This window comes from Sphingopyxis italica (assembly GCF_011926545.1).
In the GTDB taxonomy this organism is placed as follows: domain Bacteria; phylum Pseudomonadota; class Alphaproteobacteria; order Sphingomonadales; family Sphingomonadaceae; genus Sphingopyxis; species Sphingopyxis italica.
Map to the genome: position 1 here is coordinate 1 of NZ_JAATIT010000007.1, position 14,558 is coordinate 14,558.

The following is a 14,558-nucleotide window of genomic DNA, read 5'->3' on the forward strand; positions in this document are numbered from 1 at the left end:
CGCCAGCTCAACGAGCGCCCCAGAAAAACCTTGATGTATCAGACACCGGCTGAAATGTTCGCTGAGCGTGTTGCGGCGACCCGTTGAACCCACCGCCGAAACCCGTCATTCGCCAAGTCGCGCCGGGCAAATTGCTGGACCCTCCTGTCCGGCTCGCCTAAGGACGACGCGAAACCGATGCACGCCTATGCCAATCCGACCCGTTTTCTGGCGATCGCCAAGCCGCTGACGCCGTGGTTGCTCGGCGTCGGGCTGCTCTTCGTGCTCGGCGGCGCGTGGGCCGGGCTGACGATGGTGCCGGGCGATTACAAGCAGGGCGAGACCGCGCGGATTCTTTATGTCCATGTCCCGTCGGCGTGGCTCGGCATGGGCGGCTGGACCTCGCTCGCGATCGCCGGGCTGGTGCAGCTCGTGTGGCGGCATCCGCTGTCGGGCATCGCGGCGCGCGCGATCGCGGTGCCGGGAATGCTCTTTACCGCGCTGTGCCTCGCGACCGGGTCGATCTGGGGCAAGCCGACATGGGGCACCTGGTGGGAGTGGGACGGGCGGATGACCTCGATGCTCGTGCTGCTCTTCCTCTACGCGGGCTTCATCGCGCTGACGAGCGGCGATGACGGACAGCGGCAAGGCGGTTCGCTGTCGCGCGGCGCGGCGATCTATGCGCTCGTCGGCGCGATCAACATCCCGATCATCAACCGCAGCGTCGTGTGGTGGAACAGCCTGCATCAGGGGCCGAGCATCACCTTAGGCGGATCGAGCATCGACAATGCGCTGCTGTGGCCGCTGGGCTTGACGGTGCTCGGCTTTTCGCTGCTATTCGGGGCGATCGTGCTGATGCGGATGCGGCGGATCATCGCCGACAACCGCGTCGCGGCGCGATTGCGGCGACTGGCCGACGAGGAGGGATAGAGGCGTGACGGGGGTGATCAGCGGGGGCGGGCAATGGGCGTATGTCGCCGCAGCCTATGGGCTGACGGCGCTGCTGACCGGCGCGGTGTTGTGGACGAGCTGGCGCGCGATGAAAAAGGCCGAGAAGCGCAGCGATGCGCTGCGTAGGGATCGCAGGGAACTACAAGATGGGCGGTGAGCAAAAAATAGGGACTGTCCCTATTTATTATCCGCGATCAGTGGAGCGCGTTGCGCGCGCCTTGCAAATAAATAGGGACTGTCCCTATTTTTTGAGGGGATGCCCGTGAAGGCCAAGCATCAACGGCTGATTCTGGCGCTGGTCGCGCTGGGCGGCGTTGCGGGCGCGGGCGTGCTCGCAGCGAGCGCGCTCAGCGACGAGGCGGCCTATTTTCGCACGCCGGTCGAGATCGAGGACGGCAAGGCCGAAGTCGGCGAGGCGATGCGGCTGGGCGGCATGGTCGCCAAAGGCAGCATCGTGCGCCAGGCCGACGGCCTGACGATCCGTTTCGTCGCGACCGACGGCAAGGCGTCGGTGCCGGTCGAATATAAGGGCATCGTCCCCGACCTGTTCGGCGAGGAGAGCGGCATGGTCGCCGACGGCCGGATGCGCGCCGACGGGACTTTCGTCGCCGACCGCATCCTCGCCAAGCATGACGAGCGCTATATGCCGCCGCAGATGGGCGACATGCCCAAGAATATGAAGGCGGCGGCGGGGGTATGATCGCCGAACTCGGTCTCGCGCTCCTCTGGATCGCCGCCGCGCTCGCGTGCCTGTCGCTGGTCGCGGGGACATTGTTCCTGCGCGGCGGGTCCAAGGATCTGGCGGCGCTCGTGCGGCCGGCGAGCGTTGCGCAGGGCGTGCTCACCGCCGCCGCGTTCGGGCTGTTGATCGCGCTGTTCGTGCGGTCGGACATGTCGGTCGAGCTGGTCGCGCGCAACAGCAACAGCCTGAAGCCGATGATCTTCAAGATCGCGGGGACGTGGGGCAACCACGAAGGGTCGATGCTGCTGTGGCTGATGATCCTGTCGCTGTCGGGCGGACTGATCGCTATTTTCGAGAAAAGGCTGCGCGAGGACACGCTGGTTGCGACCCTCGCGGCGCAGGCGGCGCTGAGCCTCGGTTTCTTCGCCTTCCTGCTTTTCTCGTCGAACCCGTTCAAGCGGCTGCCGGTGGCGCCGCCCGACGGGCAGGGGCTCAACCCGCTGCTCCAGGACATCGGCTTGGCGTTCCATCCGCCGACGCTCTACGTCGGCTATGTCGGGCTGTCGGTCGCGTTCAGCTTCGCCGTCGGCGCGCTGATTACGCGCGAAATCGGTCCGGCCTTCGCGCGCGCGATGCGGCCGTGGGTGCTTGGGAGCTGGATATTCCTGACGCTCGGCATCACCGCCGGCAGCTATTGGGCTTATTACGAGCTCGGCTGGGGCGGCTGGTGGTTCTGGGACCCGGTCGAGAATGTGTCGCTCGTGCCGTGGCTCGCGGGCGCGGCCTTGCTCCATTCGGTCGCGGTGACCGCCACGCGCAACGCGCTGCGCGCGTGGACGGTGATGCTCGCGGTGATCGGCTTTTCGATGTCGATGGTCGGGACCTTCATCGTGCGGTCGGGGCTGCTCACGAGCGTCCACAGCTTTGCGGTCGATCCCGAGCGCGGCACCTTCCTGCTCGTGCTGATGGCGATCTATATCGGCGGCGCGCTGACCTTGTTCGCGCTGCGCGCCGGGGCGGTCGCCGAAGGCAAGAAATTCGCGCTGCTGAGCCGCGAGGGCTCGCTGGTGATCAACAATCTGCTGCTCACGACGATCCTCGCGCTCGTGCTGCTCGGCACGCTCTATCCGATCGTGGCCGAGGCGATGGGCGAGAAGATTTCGGTCGGGCCGCCCTATTACAACCGCGTCGCGGGGCCGCTCGCGCTGATCCTCTGCCTCGTGATGGTGGCGGGGCCGCTTTTGAGCTGGCGCAAGGACGACGGCAAAAGGCTCTGGTCCCGCCTGCCGCTCGCGCTGTTCGCGGGGGCGGCGGTGCTGTTCGCGCTGATCCTGTTCGGCGGCAAGGTCGGCATCTTGCCGCTGCTCGGCATGACCGTCGCGGGCATCGTCGCGGTCGCGAGCCTCGCGCCGCTGTGGGGACGCAACCTCCGCCGCACGCCGCTGCCGACCTGGGGCATGGTCATCGCGCATTTCGGCGTCGCGGTGTGCCTTGCCGGCATGGGTGCCGAAAGCGCCTTCATCAAGGAACGGCTGGTCGCGGCGGCTCCCGGCGACGACATCAGGATCGGCGATTTTTCGGTGAAGTTCGCCGGGGTGAAGCCCGTCGCGGGACCGAATTATACCGCGATCGAGGGCACGCTGGTCGCGACGACCTCGTCGGGGAGCCGTTTCACGATGAAACCCGAGGCGCGGACTTTCCCCGGGCTGATGGGCACCGCGCCGACCGAGACGAATGAAGCGGCGCTGCTGACGCGCCCGGGCGGGCAGTTTTACGCCGTGCTGGGCCAGCCGGTGACGAGCGACGACGGCCGCGCCGACCGCTACCAGATCCGCCTGTGGTGGAAACCGCTGGTGTGGTGGATCTGGCTCGGCGGCGCGCTGATCGCGGTCGGCGCGACATTGTCGATGCTGGGGCGCGCGCAATTGCTGGCGATCTGGCGCGCGCGGCGTGCCCGCAAATTGGAGGAACGTTTCGCGCCATGACAAATCGCTGGGTCCTGTTCGTGCCGCTGGCGATCATGGGGTTGCTGTTCGGCGCCTTCATCTATCGGCTGGTGACGCCCGCCGAAACGCTGATCCAGTCGCAGTGGATCGACAAGCCGATGCCCTTGTTCGACCTGCCGCCCGCGACGGCGGGGGTCGAGGGGCTGAAGAGCAGTCAGCTCGCCGACGGCAAGCCGCGGCTGGTCAACGTGTTCGCGAGCTGGTGCATCCCGTGCCGCGCCGAGGCGCCGCAGCTCGAGGCGCTGAAGGCCGCGGGGGTGCCGATCGACGGCATCGCGATCCGCGACCGGCCCGACGATGTCGCGATGTTCCTGCGCGAATATGGCAATCCGTTCGACCGCATCGGGGCGGACATGCAGAGCAGCGTCCAGATCGCGCTGGGATCGTCGGGGGTGCCCGAAACCTTCCTGATCGACGGCAAGGGCATCATCCGCGAGCAGATCCAGGGCGTGATCCTGGCCGACCAGGTGCCGGAGATCGTTGCGAAGCTCGAGGCGATGAAGTGACATTGCGGCTGACCCTTCTCTGTCTGCTCGGCGCGCTGGCGCTGCCGCTGGCGGCGCAGGACCGCTTGCCGCCCGCGCCCTATGCCTATCAGCAGCTCAAGGATCCGGCGCAGGAAGCGCGCGCCAAGGCGCTGATGGAGGAATTGCGCTGCCTCGTCTGTCAGGGACAATCGATCGCCGACAGCGACGCGCCGCTGGCGGGCGACATGCGGCACGAGGTGCGGACGAAGATCGCGGCGGGCGAGAGTCCGGGCGAGATCAAGGCCTGGCTCGTCGCGCGCTATGGCAATTGGGTGAGCTATGACCCGCCGTTCGACGGCGCGACGGCATTGCTTTGGCTGGGCCCGCTGCTGTTCCTCGCGATCGGCGGATGGCTGGCGTTCGGCCGGTTCCGGCGCGGCAAGGATGATACGGAGGACGCCGCATGATCTGGCTTTGGGTCCTGCTCGCCGCGGCGCTGACGATCGGCGGCATATTCTGGCTCGGCAAGCTGCCCACGGCGGCGCGGCCGCTCGCCGGGGCGGCGGTGATGCTGGGGCTCGCGGGCTATGCGTTGCAGGGGAATCCGGCGCTGCCGGGCAAGCCCGTTGTGACGGCTGAGGAGCCCGACGGCTTTGGCGAGGCGATCACCGACCAGCGGCAGGGCATGGCCGAACGTTTTGGTCCCGCGGCGCAATGGCTCGGCATGTCCGACGGCTTCGCGCGCACGGGCAAGACCGAGCTCGCCGCGAAGACGCTCGAAAAAGGGCTGGAGAAATATCCCGACAATGTCGACCTGTGGGTCGGGCTCGGCAACGCGCTCGCCGCGCATGGCGGCGGCATGATGTCGCCCGCGGCGGCGCTCGCGTTTGACGAGGCGGCGAAGCGCGATCCGTCGCATCCGGCGCCGCCTTTCTTCGCGGGGCTCGCGCTCGCGCAGGGCGGCGACCTGAAGGGCGCCGAGGCGGTGTGGAGCGGGCTGCTCGCGCGCAGCCCCGCCGATGCGCCGTGGCGGCGCGATCTCGATGTGCGGCTGGCGCAGCTGCGGCAGGCGCTGGGGCCGCGGCTTCCTCCCGAAACCTCGGGCGAAACCCCGGCCGATGCACCGGCCGGGGACGCCGCGAATTGAAACCTGTTCCAAAGGCGCGGGCTCGTCTAAAGGCGCGCGATGACTGCTGAGTCGCAACAGGCGGGCGGGGGCGCCGCAGCTGCCCTCGAAGCCGCCGCCGACACCGGCCATTACGGCCATGGGCATGAGGGCGATGGCAAGCTGAAGCTGGCCGTCGGCGCGATCGGGGTCGTGTTCGGCGACATCGGCACCAGCCCGCTCTACGCCTTTCGCGAGACCTTTGCGGGCCACCATTCGATCGATGCCGACCGGCTGCACATCTATGGCGTGCTGAGCCTCGTCTTCTGGTCGATGATGCTCGTCGTCACCTTCAAATATGTGCTGACGATTATGAAGGCCGACAACAAGGGCGAGGGGGGCAGTCTGGCTTTGCTCGCGCTGATCAGCCGCTCGTCGGGCGAGAAGCGCTGGACCTGGCCGATCATCCTGCTCGGCGTGTTCGCGACCGCGCTCTTCTATGGCGACAGCATGATCACGCCGGCGATGTCGGTGCTCTCGGCCACCGAGGGGCTTTCCTACGTCAACAAGGGGTTCGAGCCCTATATCGTACCGATCGCGCTCGCGATCCTGATCGGGCTGTTCGCGATCCAGTCGCGCGGGACGGCGAAGGTCGGGATGCTGTTCGGGCCGATCATGCTCGCCTATTTCACGATGCTGGCGATCCTCGGGCTCATCCATATCGTCGATCATCCGGGGATCATCGTCGAAACGCTGAACCCGGTGAACGCGCTGCGCTTCTTCTATGTCGACGGTTTCACCGCCTTCATCGCGCTGGGCGCGGTCGTGCTGGCGGTGACGGGCGCCGAGGCGCTCTATGCCGATATGGGGCATTTCGGGCGCGGCCCGATCGGGCTCAGCTGGCTGACCTTCGTGCTGCCGGCGCTGATGCTCAACTATATGGGGCAGGGCGCGATGGTGCTTGAAGCCGAAATGGGCGCGCGGCTCGGCATTATCCAGGATCCCTTCTTCCTGATGATGCCCGATGCGTGGCGGGTGCCGATCGTCATCCTCGCGCTGTTCGCGACGATCATCGCGAGCCAGGCGGTGATTTCGGGCGCCTTCTCGCTGACCCAGCAGGCGATCCAGCTGGGCTTCATGCCGCGGCTGCGTGTCGAGCATACGAGCGCCTCGGCGCAGGGGCAGATCTATATCCCGATGGTCAATTGGGGGCTGATGGTGATGGTGATCATCCTCGTCCTCGGCTTCGGATCGTCGAGCAACCTCGCCGCCGCCTATGGCATCGCGGTGACGGGGGCGATGTTCATCGATACCTGCCTGCTGAGCGTCGTGCTGTTCACGCTGTGGAAATGGCCGGCGTGGAAGGCGCTGCCGATCCTCGCGGTCTTCTTCATCGTCGATATCGCCTATTTCGGTGCGAATTTGATCAAGGTCCCCGACGGCGGCTGGGTGCCGCTGGCGATCGGCCTGACGATATTCACCATGCTGACGACCTGGTCGCGCGGACGCAAGCTGATGCAGCAGGAAATGGCCGAGGGCGCGATGCCGATCCCGGTGTTCGTCAAATCGGCGGCGAACAGCGCGACGCGCGTCCCGGGGACCGCGGTGTTCATGACGTCGAGCGCCGACGGCGTGCCGCACGCGCTGCTCCACAATTTGAAGCACAACAAGGTGCTGCACGAGCGCATCATCCTGCTGACGATCAAGATCGCCGACGTTCCCTATGTGCGCGCGGAAAATCATTGCGCGCTCGACGATCTGGGGCAGGGGTTTCACCGGCTGATCCTGAATTACGGCTTCATGCAGCCGATCGACGTGCCCGCCGCGCTGGGGCGCGTCACGAGCTGCGGCGGCGAGTTCAAGATGCTCGAGACGAGCTTTTTCCTGTCGCGCCAGACTTTGATCGCGGCGAGCCAGCCGGGCATGCCGATCTGGCGCGAAAAATTGTTCGCCTGGATGCTGCGCAATTCGGAAAGTGCGATGGAATATTTCCGCCTGCCGACGAACCGCGTCGTCGAACTGGGCAGTCAGGTTGCGATCTGACGTCGCCGGCGAGGCATGGGCGCGCCCGATTAACTTTCCGACATACGCCAATAAGCGTTTGAACATTCCGGTCGGTCTTGCGATGCAAGCGGCGAACCCATGAAGGGCGCGCAGCAGATGGATGCCGATAACCGCGATGCGTTGATCCTGCCGGTTCCGCCGGAACCCTTCGCGCTGATCCTCGGACCCGCGATGCGCGGCGCATCGAGCAACGCGATCGAAACATCGCTTCGGCATATGGGATTGCAGCCCGAGCGGATCGGCGATGCGGGCACGGCCCCCGACGCGCGGATCGCCGCGCCCTGTTTTCGCATGGCGTTCGGGGCGGTGTCGGTCCTCGCCGGCCCCGCCGCCGGCGCGGCGCTCGATCTGGCCGATCCCGATCATCCGTCGACGAGCCTGCTCGCCGCCAGCCTGCCGCGCGGATGGCGCGAGAGCGGGGATTGCTGGATTTTCATTCCCGAAAGTGATCGCGCCGTATCGTCGTCGCAGACGACGCGGATGCGCGAATTCTTCAAGATGATGGTGCTGCTGATTGACCTGTTCGATGCCAGCCATCTCTTCTGGTCGCCCGCGCGGCTATGGTCCGATGCGCCGCAGTTTCGCGCCTCGATCGCCGAAATGCTGGCGAGCGGGATGCCGCCGGTGCTGCACCTGGTCGCCTTTCGCCGCAAGGATTCGGCGAGCGGCGCGAGCATCGGAACGCGCGGGCTGGCGCTTTTCGCCGGGCAGGAGCTGGAAGCGCGCATCCCGGGGGGCTGGACGGTCGCCGAAATGGTACGGCGGCTGTCGCGGCTCGCGCTCGACATGATGCTCAACGGCCCGGTCCGCACCGCGCGGACGATGCGCGGGCTGGATGCGGGTGAGTGGATCGACCTGTTGCCGCCGATGGATGGCGCGAGCCAAAGATCGACGGTGATCGTCGAATTCGGCCGCGACGGTTGATGCCGGGGCGCGGCTGGCATGGGGCGCCGCCGCCGCTGTCCGGATTTCAGCGCCACCATTTGATCCCGATCGCCTTGCTCCGACGCGCGCAGATGGCGGCGATGTTCGATCACCTCCACGGCGAAGGGTTCGCGCTCCAGAATTTCGCATCCAATGGGCTGGTGTTGCCGGCGTGCGAGCCGGCCGCGCTGCGATCGGGTCATGCGCTGCATCGCGGACCGCATCGGGGTTACAGCGATGTCGTCGCGGCGCGGGTCGAAGGGATCAGGGCGCATTTCGCGTTACAGGCGCCGGCCGACATCCGGGCAGCGCGCCGCACCGCCGTCATGCGCCTGCGGCTGTTGCAGGACACGACGCGGCGGGCGCTGACCGACGGACACGGAGGGGGGTTCTGGCTGAACCGGCGCGATCCGATGCGGTTGTTCGTCGACCGTCCCTATCTGGACGAGGCGATCGACCGGTTGTTCGGGGGGTAGATGAGGTCGGCTTTGGGCCGATTGCTGCCGTCTTTTACATTGTCATTCCCGCGAAAGCGGGGACCCAGAGCGCGGGTAAGCTGATCCCGCACTGGGTTCCCGCTTTCGCGGGAATGACGAATGTTTGGCGTGTCCGCTCACCACCCCAAAGCCGACATTCGCCGAACGGCTTGGCGAGGCGGGCTTACAACCGCACCTTCGCTTCGAGCTCACGGCGCGCCGCGAGATATTGCGCTTCGAGTTCGGCGACATATTCGGCGACCGGGCGCACCGCGGTGACGGGGCCGATGCCCTGGCCCGAACCCCAGATGTCCTTCCACGCCTTGACCTTGGTATTGCCGCCCGAACCGAAGTTCATCGTCTTCAAATCGCCTTCGGGCAGATTCTCGGGATCCATGCCGGCCGAGACGATCGACTGGCGGAGGTAATTGCCGTGGACGCCGGTAAACAGGTTCGAATAGACGATGTCGGCGGCGCGGCCCTCGACGATACCGTTCTTGTAGCCCTCATCGGCGTTGGCTTCGGCGGTCGCGATGAAAGCGCTGCCGATATAGGCGAGGTCGGCGCCGCACGCCTGCGCGGCGAGGACCGAGCGGCCATGGCCGATCGCGCCCGACAGCGCGACGGGGCCGTCGAACCATTCGCGGATTTCCTGCACCAGCGCGAAGGGCGACTGACGGCCGGCGTGGCCGCCCGCGCCCGCGGCGACGGGGATCAGACCATCGGCGCCCTTTTCGACCGCCTTGCGCGCGAAGCGGTCGTCGATGACGTCGTGGAGCGTGATGCCGCCCCAGCCGTGCACCGCCTGATTGAGTTCCTCGCGCGCGCCGAGCGAGGTGATGGTGATCGGGACTTTCCACTTGGCGCAGGTCGCGATGTCGGCCTCGAGCCGGTCGTTCGATTTATGGACGATCTGGTTGACCGCATAGGGCGCCGACAGCCGGTCGGGATTGTCGCGGTCCCACGCGGCGAGTTCCTCGGTGATCTGATGCAGCCATTCGTCGAGGAGCGACTGCGGCCGCGCGTTGAGCGCCGGGAAACTGCCGACCACGCCCGCCTTGCACTGCGCGATGACGAGGTCGGGACCCGATACGATGAACAATGGCGATCCGATGACGGGCAGGCGCAGGCGGTCGAAAATCGGGGGAAGGGCCATGAATCAGTCTCTCCGGTTGCCAATTGAAACTGACCTTAACGTAAACGGAAAGCTGTGCAAGATATTCAATCGAACGGGGGACCCTTGAGTTCGACGATATTGCCTTCGGGGTCGCTGATGTAGATCGACGGGCCTTCGCCTTCGGCGCCGTAACGCGGGCCGGCCTGTTCGATCGCGACGTTGTGGTGCGCGAGGTGGGAGCGGATGGCCGGCTCGTCGAACGGCGCGATCGCGATCGCGAAATGGTCGAGGTTGCGGCCTTCGCGCCCCGGCGCCGCGCCGCCCATCGCGCCCAGCTTGCCGTCGATGGTGACGAGATCGATCAGCGAATCGCCCGCGCGCAGTTGATAGAGGCCGATTTCGGCCTGCACGCGCTCGTCGGTGCAGCCGAGAACTTCGCGGTAAAAGGCCACCATGCGGTCGAGATCGACGACGCGAAGGACCACATGGTCGATCGCGCGAAGGGTGAAGGGAGGTGTGTTCATCGCGGTCGCTCCTCGCATGTTCTGTGAGCGGACGTCCTAACTTGTGCGTGCCCTCGCTGTCCATCGAGCGGAGACGGGGGTTGGTCCGGTGGCGGTTGCCCTCGACCGCGGGGCGCGACATTATCGGGCGATGCGGTTGCTCCAGCCCAGCCAGTTGCCCGCCGCGGCCGAAATCGCGCGCCACTATCATCGCGAACCCTATGCGACGGTCGTGCTGACCGGCGCATATGAGGAAGCCGGCGATGTCGGGCGGATGGCGGCGCGGGCGGGCGAAGTGCTGCTCCACGCGCCCTTTTCGGCACACCGCGACCGGATTTCGGCCCAGCGGACGGTGGTGCTCGACCTGCCGCTGCCGTTCGACGGCCGCGACTGGCCGGCGCGCGCGCGGATCGCCGATCCCGACCGGATCGTTCGACTGGCGGAACGCGATCCGGTCGAGGCGGTGGCGGCGCTGCTGAGCGACCTAGCACCCACGCTGGCGGCCGAGGAAGAGGACTTGCCCGACCAGTTGTCGGCCGCTTTGCGCACGTCGGCATCGCCGCGCATCGGCGAATGGGCGGCGGCGCGCGGCCGCTCGCGCGAGCATGTCGCGCGCAGTTTCGAAAAGCTCTATGGCGTCACGCCCGCCGCTTATCGCGCCGATTGCCAGGCGAAACGCGCGTGGCGGATGATCGTCGGGAGTGGCGACGGCCTTGCCGGGATCGCGGTTGAGGCGGGCTACGCGGACCAAGCGCATATGACGCGGGCGGTGACGGGGCTGACCGGGATGTCGCCGCGGCGCTGGCGGGTAGCGGTGCGCTGAGCCGATGAAAGTGAGGCAACTACCGGTCGTTAGTCGTCGCAAGTCACATTTGTTCAAGAAGGGGTAGGGCCCGCGCGTTAGACTGCCGGCATGACCAGCCTCTCTCCCGCCTCGCCGCGCCCCACTGTGGCGCTTTCCGGCTTCCGTTTCCGCCTCTGGCCGATCCTCTTCGCCGCGCTGCTCATGGAAGGGCTGCTCGAACTCGGGCGTGTTCCCGCGCGCGCGATCTACCGGGCTGGCGAAACGCTGTGGACCGATCATGTCTCGGTATTCCTGCTCTTTGCCATCGCCTTTCAGGCCCTGCTTGGCCTCGTCGCGATCCTGATCATGCGCCGGTTGCTTCCCGCTGCCGACGATCATCTGCGCTGGCCGTCGGGGCGCAGCTATGCCGGGCTCGCCTTTCTGATCGGGATCGCAATGGGGTTGGTGATGCTCGTCGCCGATTATTGGCCCGCAATTGCGGCGCAGACCGCGCCCGATATGAGCTATTCGAAATATCCGCTCGATTCGGCGGGCTATCTGCTCGGGATGATTACCACGGGGCTGGCGGAGGAGACGATCTTTCGTGGGCTGCTGGTCGGCATGCTCGTGGTGCTCGTCCCGGGGCGGCTGCGGATCGGGGCGCTCGATCTGCCCGTCGCGGCCTATATCGTCGCGCTGATGTTCGGGGTGGCGCACTGGAAATCCTTCACCGTCGATCCCTTTTACCAGGCGATGGCGCAGCAGATTTACGCTTTTGCCTGGGGCCTCATCTACGTCTGGCTGATGGAGCGGTCGCGGAGCCTGCTCGCGCCGATGGTCGCGCACGGGATGGGGAATTTTACCGAAGTGGCGATCGTGATCGCACTCAATGCGATGTGGGTCTGACACGACAAGGGCGGCCGCGGGGCCGCCCTTGCGTCGTTTCGGCGATGATTAGGCAGCGATAGGGCGCCAGCTGGCCCTGACCGCGAAATATCCGAAGAGGATCGCGGCGAGCAGGAGCGCGCGCTGGGCCGCGGCGAACGGCGGTTCGGTGCCGTTGGGGGCGAGTGCGTTGAGCGCGGGGACCTTGAGGAACGACTGCACGACGAGCACGAAGAGGTTGAGGTAGAGCGCGGCGGTGGCGCTGACCGCATAGACGGTGGCGGCGCGGCCGGCGAGCTTGCGGCCGTAATAGGCTACGAATGCGAAGATGAGGATCAGCGTCGAGAGGATGCCGGTGCCGAGGGCGGGGGTGAAGGCGACTATCGGGAAGAGGAAGCCGGTGAGGCTGGTGAAGAGTGTCGCCCACAGGAAGATATGGGTGGTGCGGCGGAGGAGGCGCCCGCGCGCGAACGCGGGGAGGGCGATGAGGCCCGCGCCGATGCCGATCAGGCTGATCGCGACATGGAGCGCGGTGAACTGCGGGATGGTGAGGCCGAGGATCATGGTTTTACTCCCTGTTGGGGGCGACGACTGACCGTCGCCCCGCATGTCCGGATCAGCTATTGATGAAATCGAGGAGGTCGGCGTTGAAGCGGTCCTGCTCGGTGACGGTGAGGCCATGGGCGCCGCCTTCGTAGACTTTGAGCACCGCCTGTTTGACGATCTGGACCGTCGAGAGCGCCGCGGCGCCGATCGGCACGATCTGGTCGTCGTCGCCGTGAAGGACGAGCGTGGGCTTGTCGAACTTCTTGAGGTCCTCGTTGAAGTCGCTTTCCGAAAAAGCGCGGATGCTGTCGAGCAGGCCCTTGAGACCGCCGTTCATGCCCTGCCGCACGAATTCGTCGCGCACCGCTTCCGAAACCGCCGCGCCGTCGCGATTATAGCCGTAGAAGGGCAGCGTCAGGTCCTTGAAGAATTGCGGGCGGTTGTCGAAGGTGCCCTTGCGGATGCCGTCGAAGACATCGATCGGGAGGCCGCCGGGATTGGCTTCGGTCTTGAGCATCAGCGGGGGCACCGCGCCGATCAGCGCGACCTTGGCGACGCGCGCGGTGCCGTGGCGGCCGATGTAGCGGGTAACTTCGCCGCCGCCGGTCGAGTGGCCGACGAGGATGACGTCCTTCAGGTCGAGCTGTTCGATCAGTTCGGCGAGGTCATCGGCATATTGGTCCATAGTGTTGTTGTCCCAGACCTGATCCGAGCGGCCGTGGCCGCGGCGGTCGTGGGCGATGGTGCGGAAGCCCCGGTTGGCGAAAAAGACCATCTGGGCGTCCCAGGCGTCGGCCGACAGCGGCCAGCCGTGCGAGAAGAGGATCGGCTGCGCGTCCTTCGGACCCCAGTCCTTGAAGAAAATGTTCGTGCCGTCCTTGGTGGTGATGGTGGTCATGCTATGGTTCCTTTCCGTCTGGAGGGCGGGGTGTCCGTCCCGGTGAAACAACAGATACGGCGATGCGCGCTTGCTCGGGATTGGCGGACGCGACATTATCCGGGCCGATTCCGACAAAGGAGCCACCATGCCGAAGCTGAAGGTGCCGGACGCAGCCCATGGGCCGCTGATCGAGGTCGGGATGATGACCTATCCCGATTGTCAGATGGGCATGGTGCACGGGATCACCGACCTGTTCGACGTCGCGGGGCGCTTTGCGGTGGATCATGGCCGGCGTCCGCTCCGCGTCAGCCACTGGCATTTGCAGGAGGGCGGCGGCTTCGCGCGCTGGTACGACAGCCATCCCGATGAAGCGGCGGGCAATTCACCCGCGGTGCTGATCGCGCCGGGCAGCCTGCACAAGCTGCTCGAGCCGGGCGAGGTCGAACCCTATGCGCGCTGGCTGCTCAACCGGCACGCGCAGGGCACGGTGCTCGCGTCGAATTGCGGCGGCGCCTTTGCGCTCGCGGCGACGGGGTTGCTCGCGGGGCGGCCGGCGACGACGCACTGGTTCTTCGCCGAGGAGTTCCGGAGCCGTTTTCCTGACGTGCGGATGGAGGCCGACCGGATGGTGGTCGACGACGGCGACATCGTCACCGCCGGCGGGCTGATGGCGTGGACCGACCTGGGGCTGCGCATCGTCGAGCGGCTGCTCGGCCCGACGGTGATGATGGAAACCGCGCGCTTCCTGCTGATCGACCCGTCGGGGCGCGAGCAGAAACATTATGCGAGCTTCGCGCCGAGGCTGACGCATGGCGACGAGGCGATATTGAAGGTGCAGCATTGGTTGCAGGCCAAGGGTGTCGGGCCCGTCGCTGTGCCCGAGATGGCGCGCGAGGCGGGGATGGAGGAGCGCACGTTCCAGCGCCGGTTCAAGGCGGCGACGGGGATGACGCCGGTCGAATATGTCCAGCATCTGCGCGTCGGCAAGGCGCGCGAGCTGCTCGAGTTCACCAAGCGGACGGTCGACCAGATCGCGTGGAGCGTCGGTTACGAGGATGCGGCGGCGTTCCGCAAATTGTTCCACCGCCTGATCGGCCTGTCGCCGAACGAGTATCGGCAGCGTTTTTCGACGCCGCGGTCGCTGGCGGAGGTCGCTTGAAATTATTTCTCCGGCTCGTGTCGATTTGGC

The 14,558-nt window shown here is 66.5% G+C and carries 17 protein-coding genes; 13 read left to right on the forward strand and 4 right to left on the reverse strand.

Features of this window, described 5'->3' with window-relative positions; genetic code table 11:
• Nucleotides 1-177: 177 nt before the first annotated feature.
• From ccmC to GGR90_RS18320, 10 genes are all read left to right on the forward strand, one after another.
• Entirely contained in the window at nucleotides 178-909 is a 732-nt protein-coding gene (gene ccmC / locus GGR90_RS18275) for a heme ABC transporter permease CcmC (protein WP_167922849.1), read from the forward strand.
• A gap of 4 nt (nucleotides 910-913) precedes the next feature.
• Nucleotides 914-1,087 (forward strand): heme exporter protein CcmD, encoded by a 174-nt coding sequence (locus tag GGR90_RS18280; RefSeq protein ID WP_167922850.1) that lies wholly within the window; start codon nucleotides 914-916, stop codon nucleotides 1,085-1,087.
• 105 nt (nucleotides 1,088-1,192) lie between these two features.
• Nucleotides 1,193-1,630: a cytochrome c maturation protein CcmE gene (gene ccmE / locus GGR90_RS18285; protein WP_167922964.1), complete on the forward strand. Its 438-nt coding sequence runs from the start codon at nucleotides 1,193-1,195 to the stop codon at nucleotides 1,628-1,630.
• Nucleotides 1,627-3,597, forward strand: a complete 1,971-nt coding sequence (locus GGR90_RS18290; protein WP_167922851.1) for a heme lyase CcmF/NrfE family subunit — start codon at nucleotides 1,627-1,629, stop codon at nucleotides 3,595-3,597. The genes ccmE and GGR90_RS18290 overlap by 4 nt, the downstream gene beginning before the upstream one ends.
• Nucleotides 3,594-4,124 carry a DsbE family thiol:disulfide interchange protein gene (locus GGR90_RS18295; protein WP_167922852.1) on the forward strand — a complete coding sequence of 177 codons (531 nt, stop codon included), beginning with the start codon at nucleotides 3,594-3,596 and terminating at the stop codon, nucleotides 4,122-4,124. Before GGR90_RS18290 ends, GGR90_RS18295 begins: the two co-directional genes overlap by 4 nt.
• Before the next feature lie 2 nt (nucleotides 4,125-4,126).
• Nucleotides 4,127-4,552 (forward strand): cytochrome c-type biogenesis protein, encoded by a 426-nt coding sequence (locus tag GGR90_RS18300; protein ID WP_209023884.1) that lies wholly within the window; start codon nucleotides 4,127-4,129, stop codon nucleotides 4,550-4,552.
• Nucleotides 4,549-5,232, forward strand: a complete 684-nt coding sequence (locus GGR90_RS18305) for a tetratricopeptide repeat protein (RefSeq protein WP_245198826.1) — start codon at nucleotides 4,549-4,551, stop codon at nucleotides 5,230-5,232. The genes GGR90_RS18300 and GGR90_RS18305 overlap by 4 nt, the downstream gene beginning before the upstream one ends.
• A gap of 39 nt (nucleotides 5,233-5,271) precedes the next feature.
• Entirely contained in the window at nucleotides 5,272-7,233 is a 1,962-nt protein-coding gene (locus tag GGR90_RS18310) for a potassium transporter Kup (RefSeq protein WP_167922854.1), read from the forward strand.
• Between the two features lie 99 nt (nucleotides 7,234-7,332).
• Nucleotides 7,333-8,178 carry a hypothetical protein gene (locus GGR90_RS18315; protein ID WP_167922855.1) on the forward strand — a complete coding sequence of 282 codons (846 nt, stop codon included), beginning with the start codon at nucleotides 7,333-7,335 and terminating at the stop codon, nucleotides 8,176-8,178.
• Entirely contained in the window at nucleotides 8,178-8,654 is a 477-nt protein-coding gene (locus tag GGR90_RS18320; RefSeq protein WP_167922856.1) for an AHH domain-containing protein, read from the forward strand. Before GGR90_RS18315 ends, GGR90_RS18320 begins: the two co-directional genes overlap by 1 nt.
• 184 nt (nucleotides 8,655-8,838) lie before the next feature.
• Here the strand turns inward: GGR90_RS18320 and GGR90_RS18325 are convergent, their stop codons facing one another.
• Together GGR90_RS18325 and GGR90_RS18330 are read right to left on the reverse strand one after the other, a co-directional pair.
• Complete coding sequence (locus tag GGR90_RS18325) at nucleotides 8,839-9,810, reverse strand: NAD(P)H-dependent flavin oxidoreductase (RefSeq protein WP_167922857.1); 972 nt, start codon at nucleotides 9,808-9,810, stop codon at nucleotides 8,839-8,841.
• 65 nt (nucleotides 9,811-9,875) lie between these two features.
• On the reverse strand, nucleotides 9,876-10,295 hold the full coding sequence (locus tag GGR90_RS18330; protein ID WP_167922858.1) for a VOC family protein: 420 nt from the start codon (nucleotides 10,293-10,295) through the stop codon (nucleotides 9,876-9,878).
• 130 nt (nucleotides 10,296-10,425) lie between these two features.
• Here GGR90_RS18330 and GGR90_RS18335 point away from each other — a divergent pair, with 130 nt between their 5' ends.
• On the forward strand, nucleotides 10,426-11,097 hold the full coding sequence (locus GGR90_RS18335; RefSeq protein ID WP_167922859.1) for a helix-turn-helix domain-containing protein: 672 nt from the start codon (nucleotides 10,426-10,428) through the stop codon (nucleotides 11,095-11,097).
• Nucleotides 11,098-11,187: 90 nt separating this feature from the next.
• On the forward strand, nucleotides 11,188-11,964 hold the full coding sequence (locus GGR90_RS18340) for a CPBP family intramembrane glutamic endopeptidase (RefSeq protein WP_167922860.1): 777 nt from the start codon (nucleotides 11,188-11,190) through the stop codon (nucleotides 11,962-11,964).
• Between the two features lie 48 nt (nucleotides 11,965-12,012).
• Here the strand turns inward: GGR90_RS18340 and GGR90_RS18345 are convergent, their stop codons facing one another.
• Together GGR90_RS18345 and GGR90_RS18350 are read right to left on the reverse strand one after the other, a co-directional pair.
• A complete protein-coding gene (locus tag GGR90_RS18345; protein WP_167922861.1) occupies nucleotides 12,013-12,507 on the reverse strand; it encodes a hypothetical protein in 495 nt (164 codons plus the stop codon).
• Nucleotides 12,508-12,559: 52 nt separating this feature from the next.
• Nucleotides 12,560-13,387 (reverse strand): alpha/beta fold hydrolase, encoded by an 828-nt coding sequence (locus GGR90_RS18350; protein ID WP_167922862.1) that lies wholly within the window; start codon nucleotides 13,385-13,387, stop codon nucleotides 12,560-12,562.
• A 127-nt stretch (nucleotides 13,388-13,514) separates the two neighbouring features.
• Here GGR90_RS18350 and GGR90_RS18355 point away from each other — a divergent pair, with 127 nt between their 5' ends.
• The gene (locus tag GGR90_RS18355; RefSeq protein WP_167922863.1) at nucleotides 13,515-14,528 is read left to right on the forward strand and encodes a GlxA family transcriptional regulator; all 1,014 of its coding nucleotides are present in this window, start codon (nucleotides 13,515-13,517) and stop codon (nucleotides 14,526-14,528) included.
• Nucleotides 14,529-14,558 lie beyond the last annotated feature (30 nt).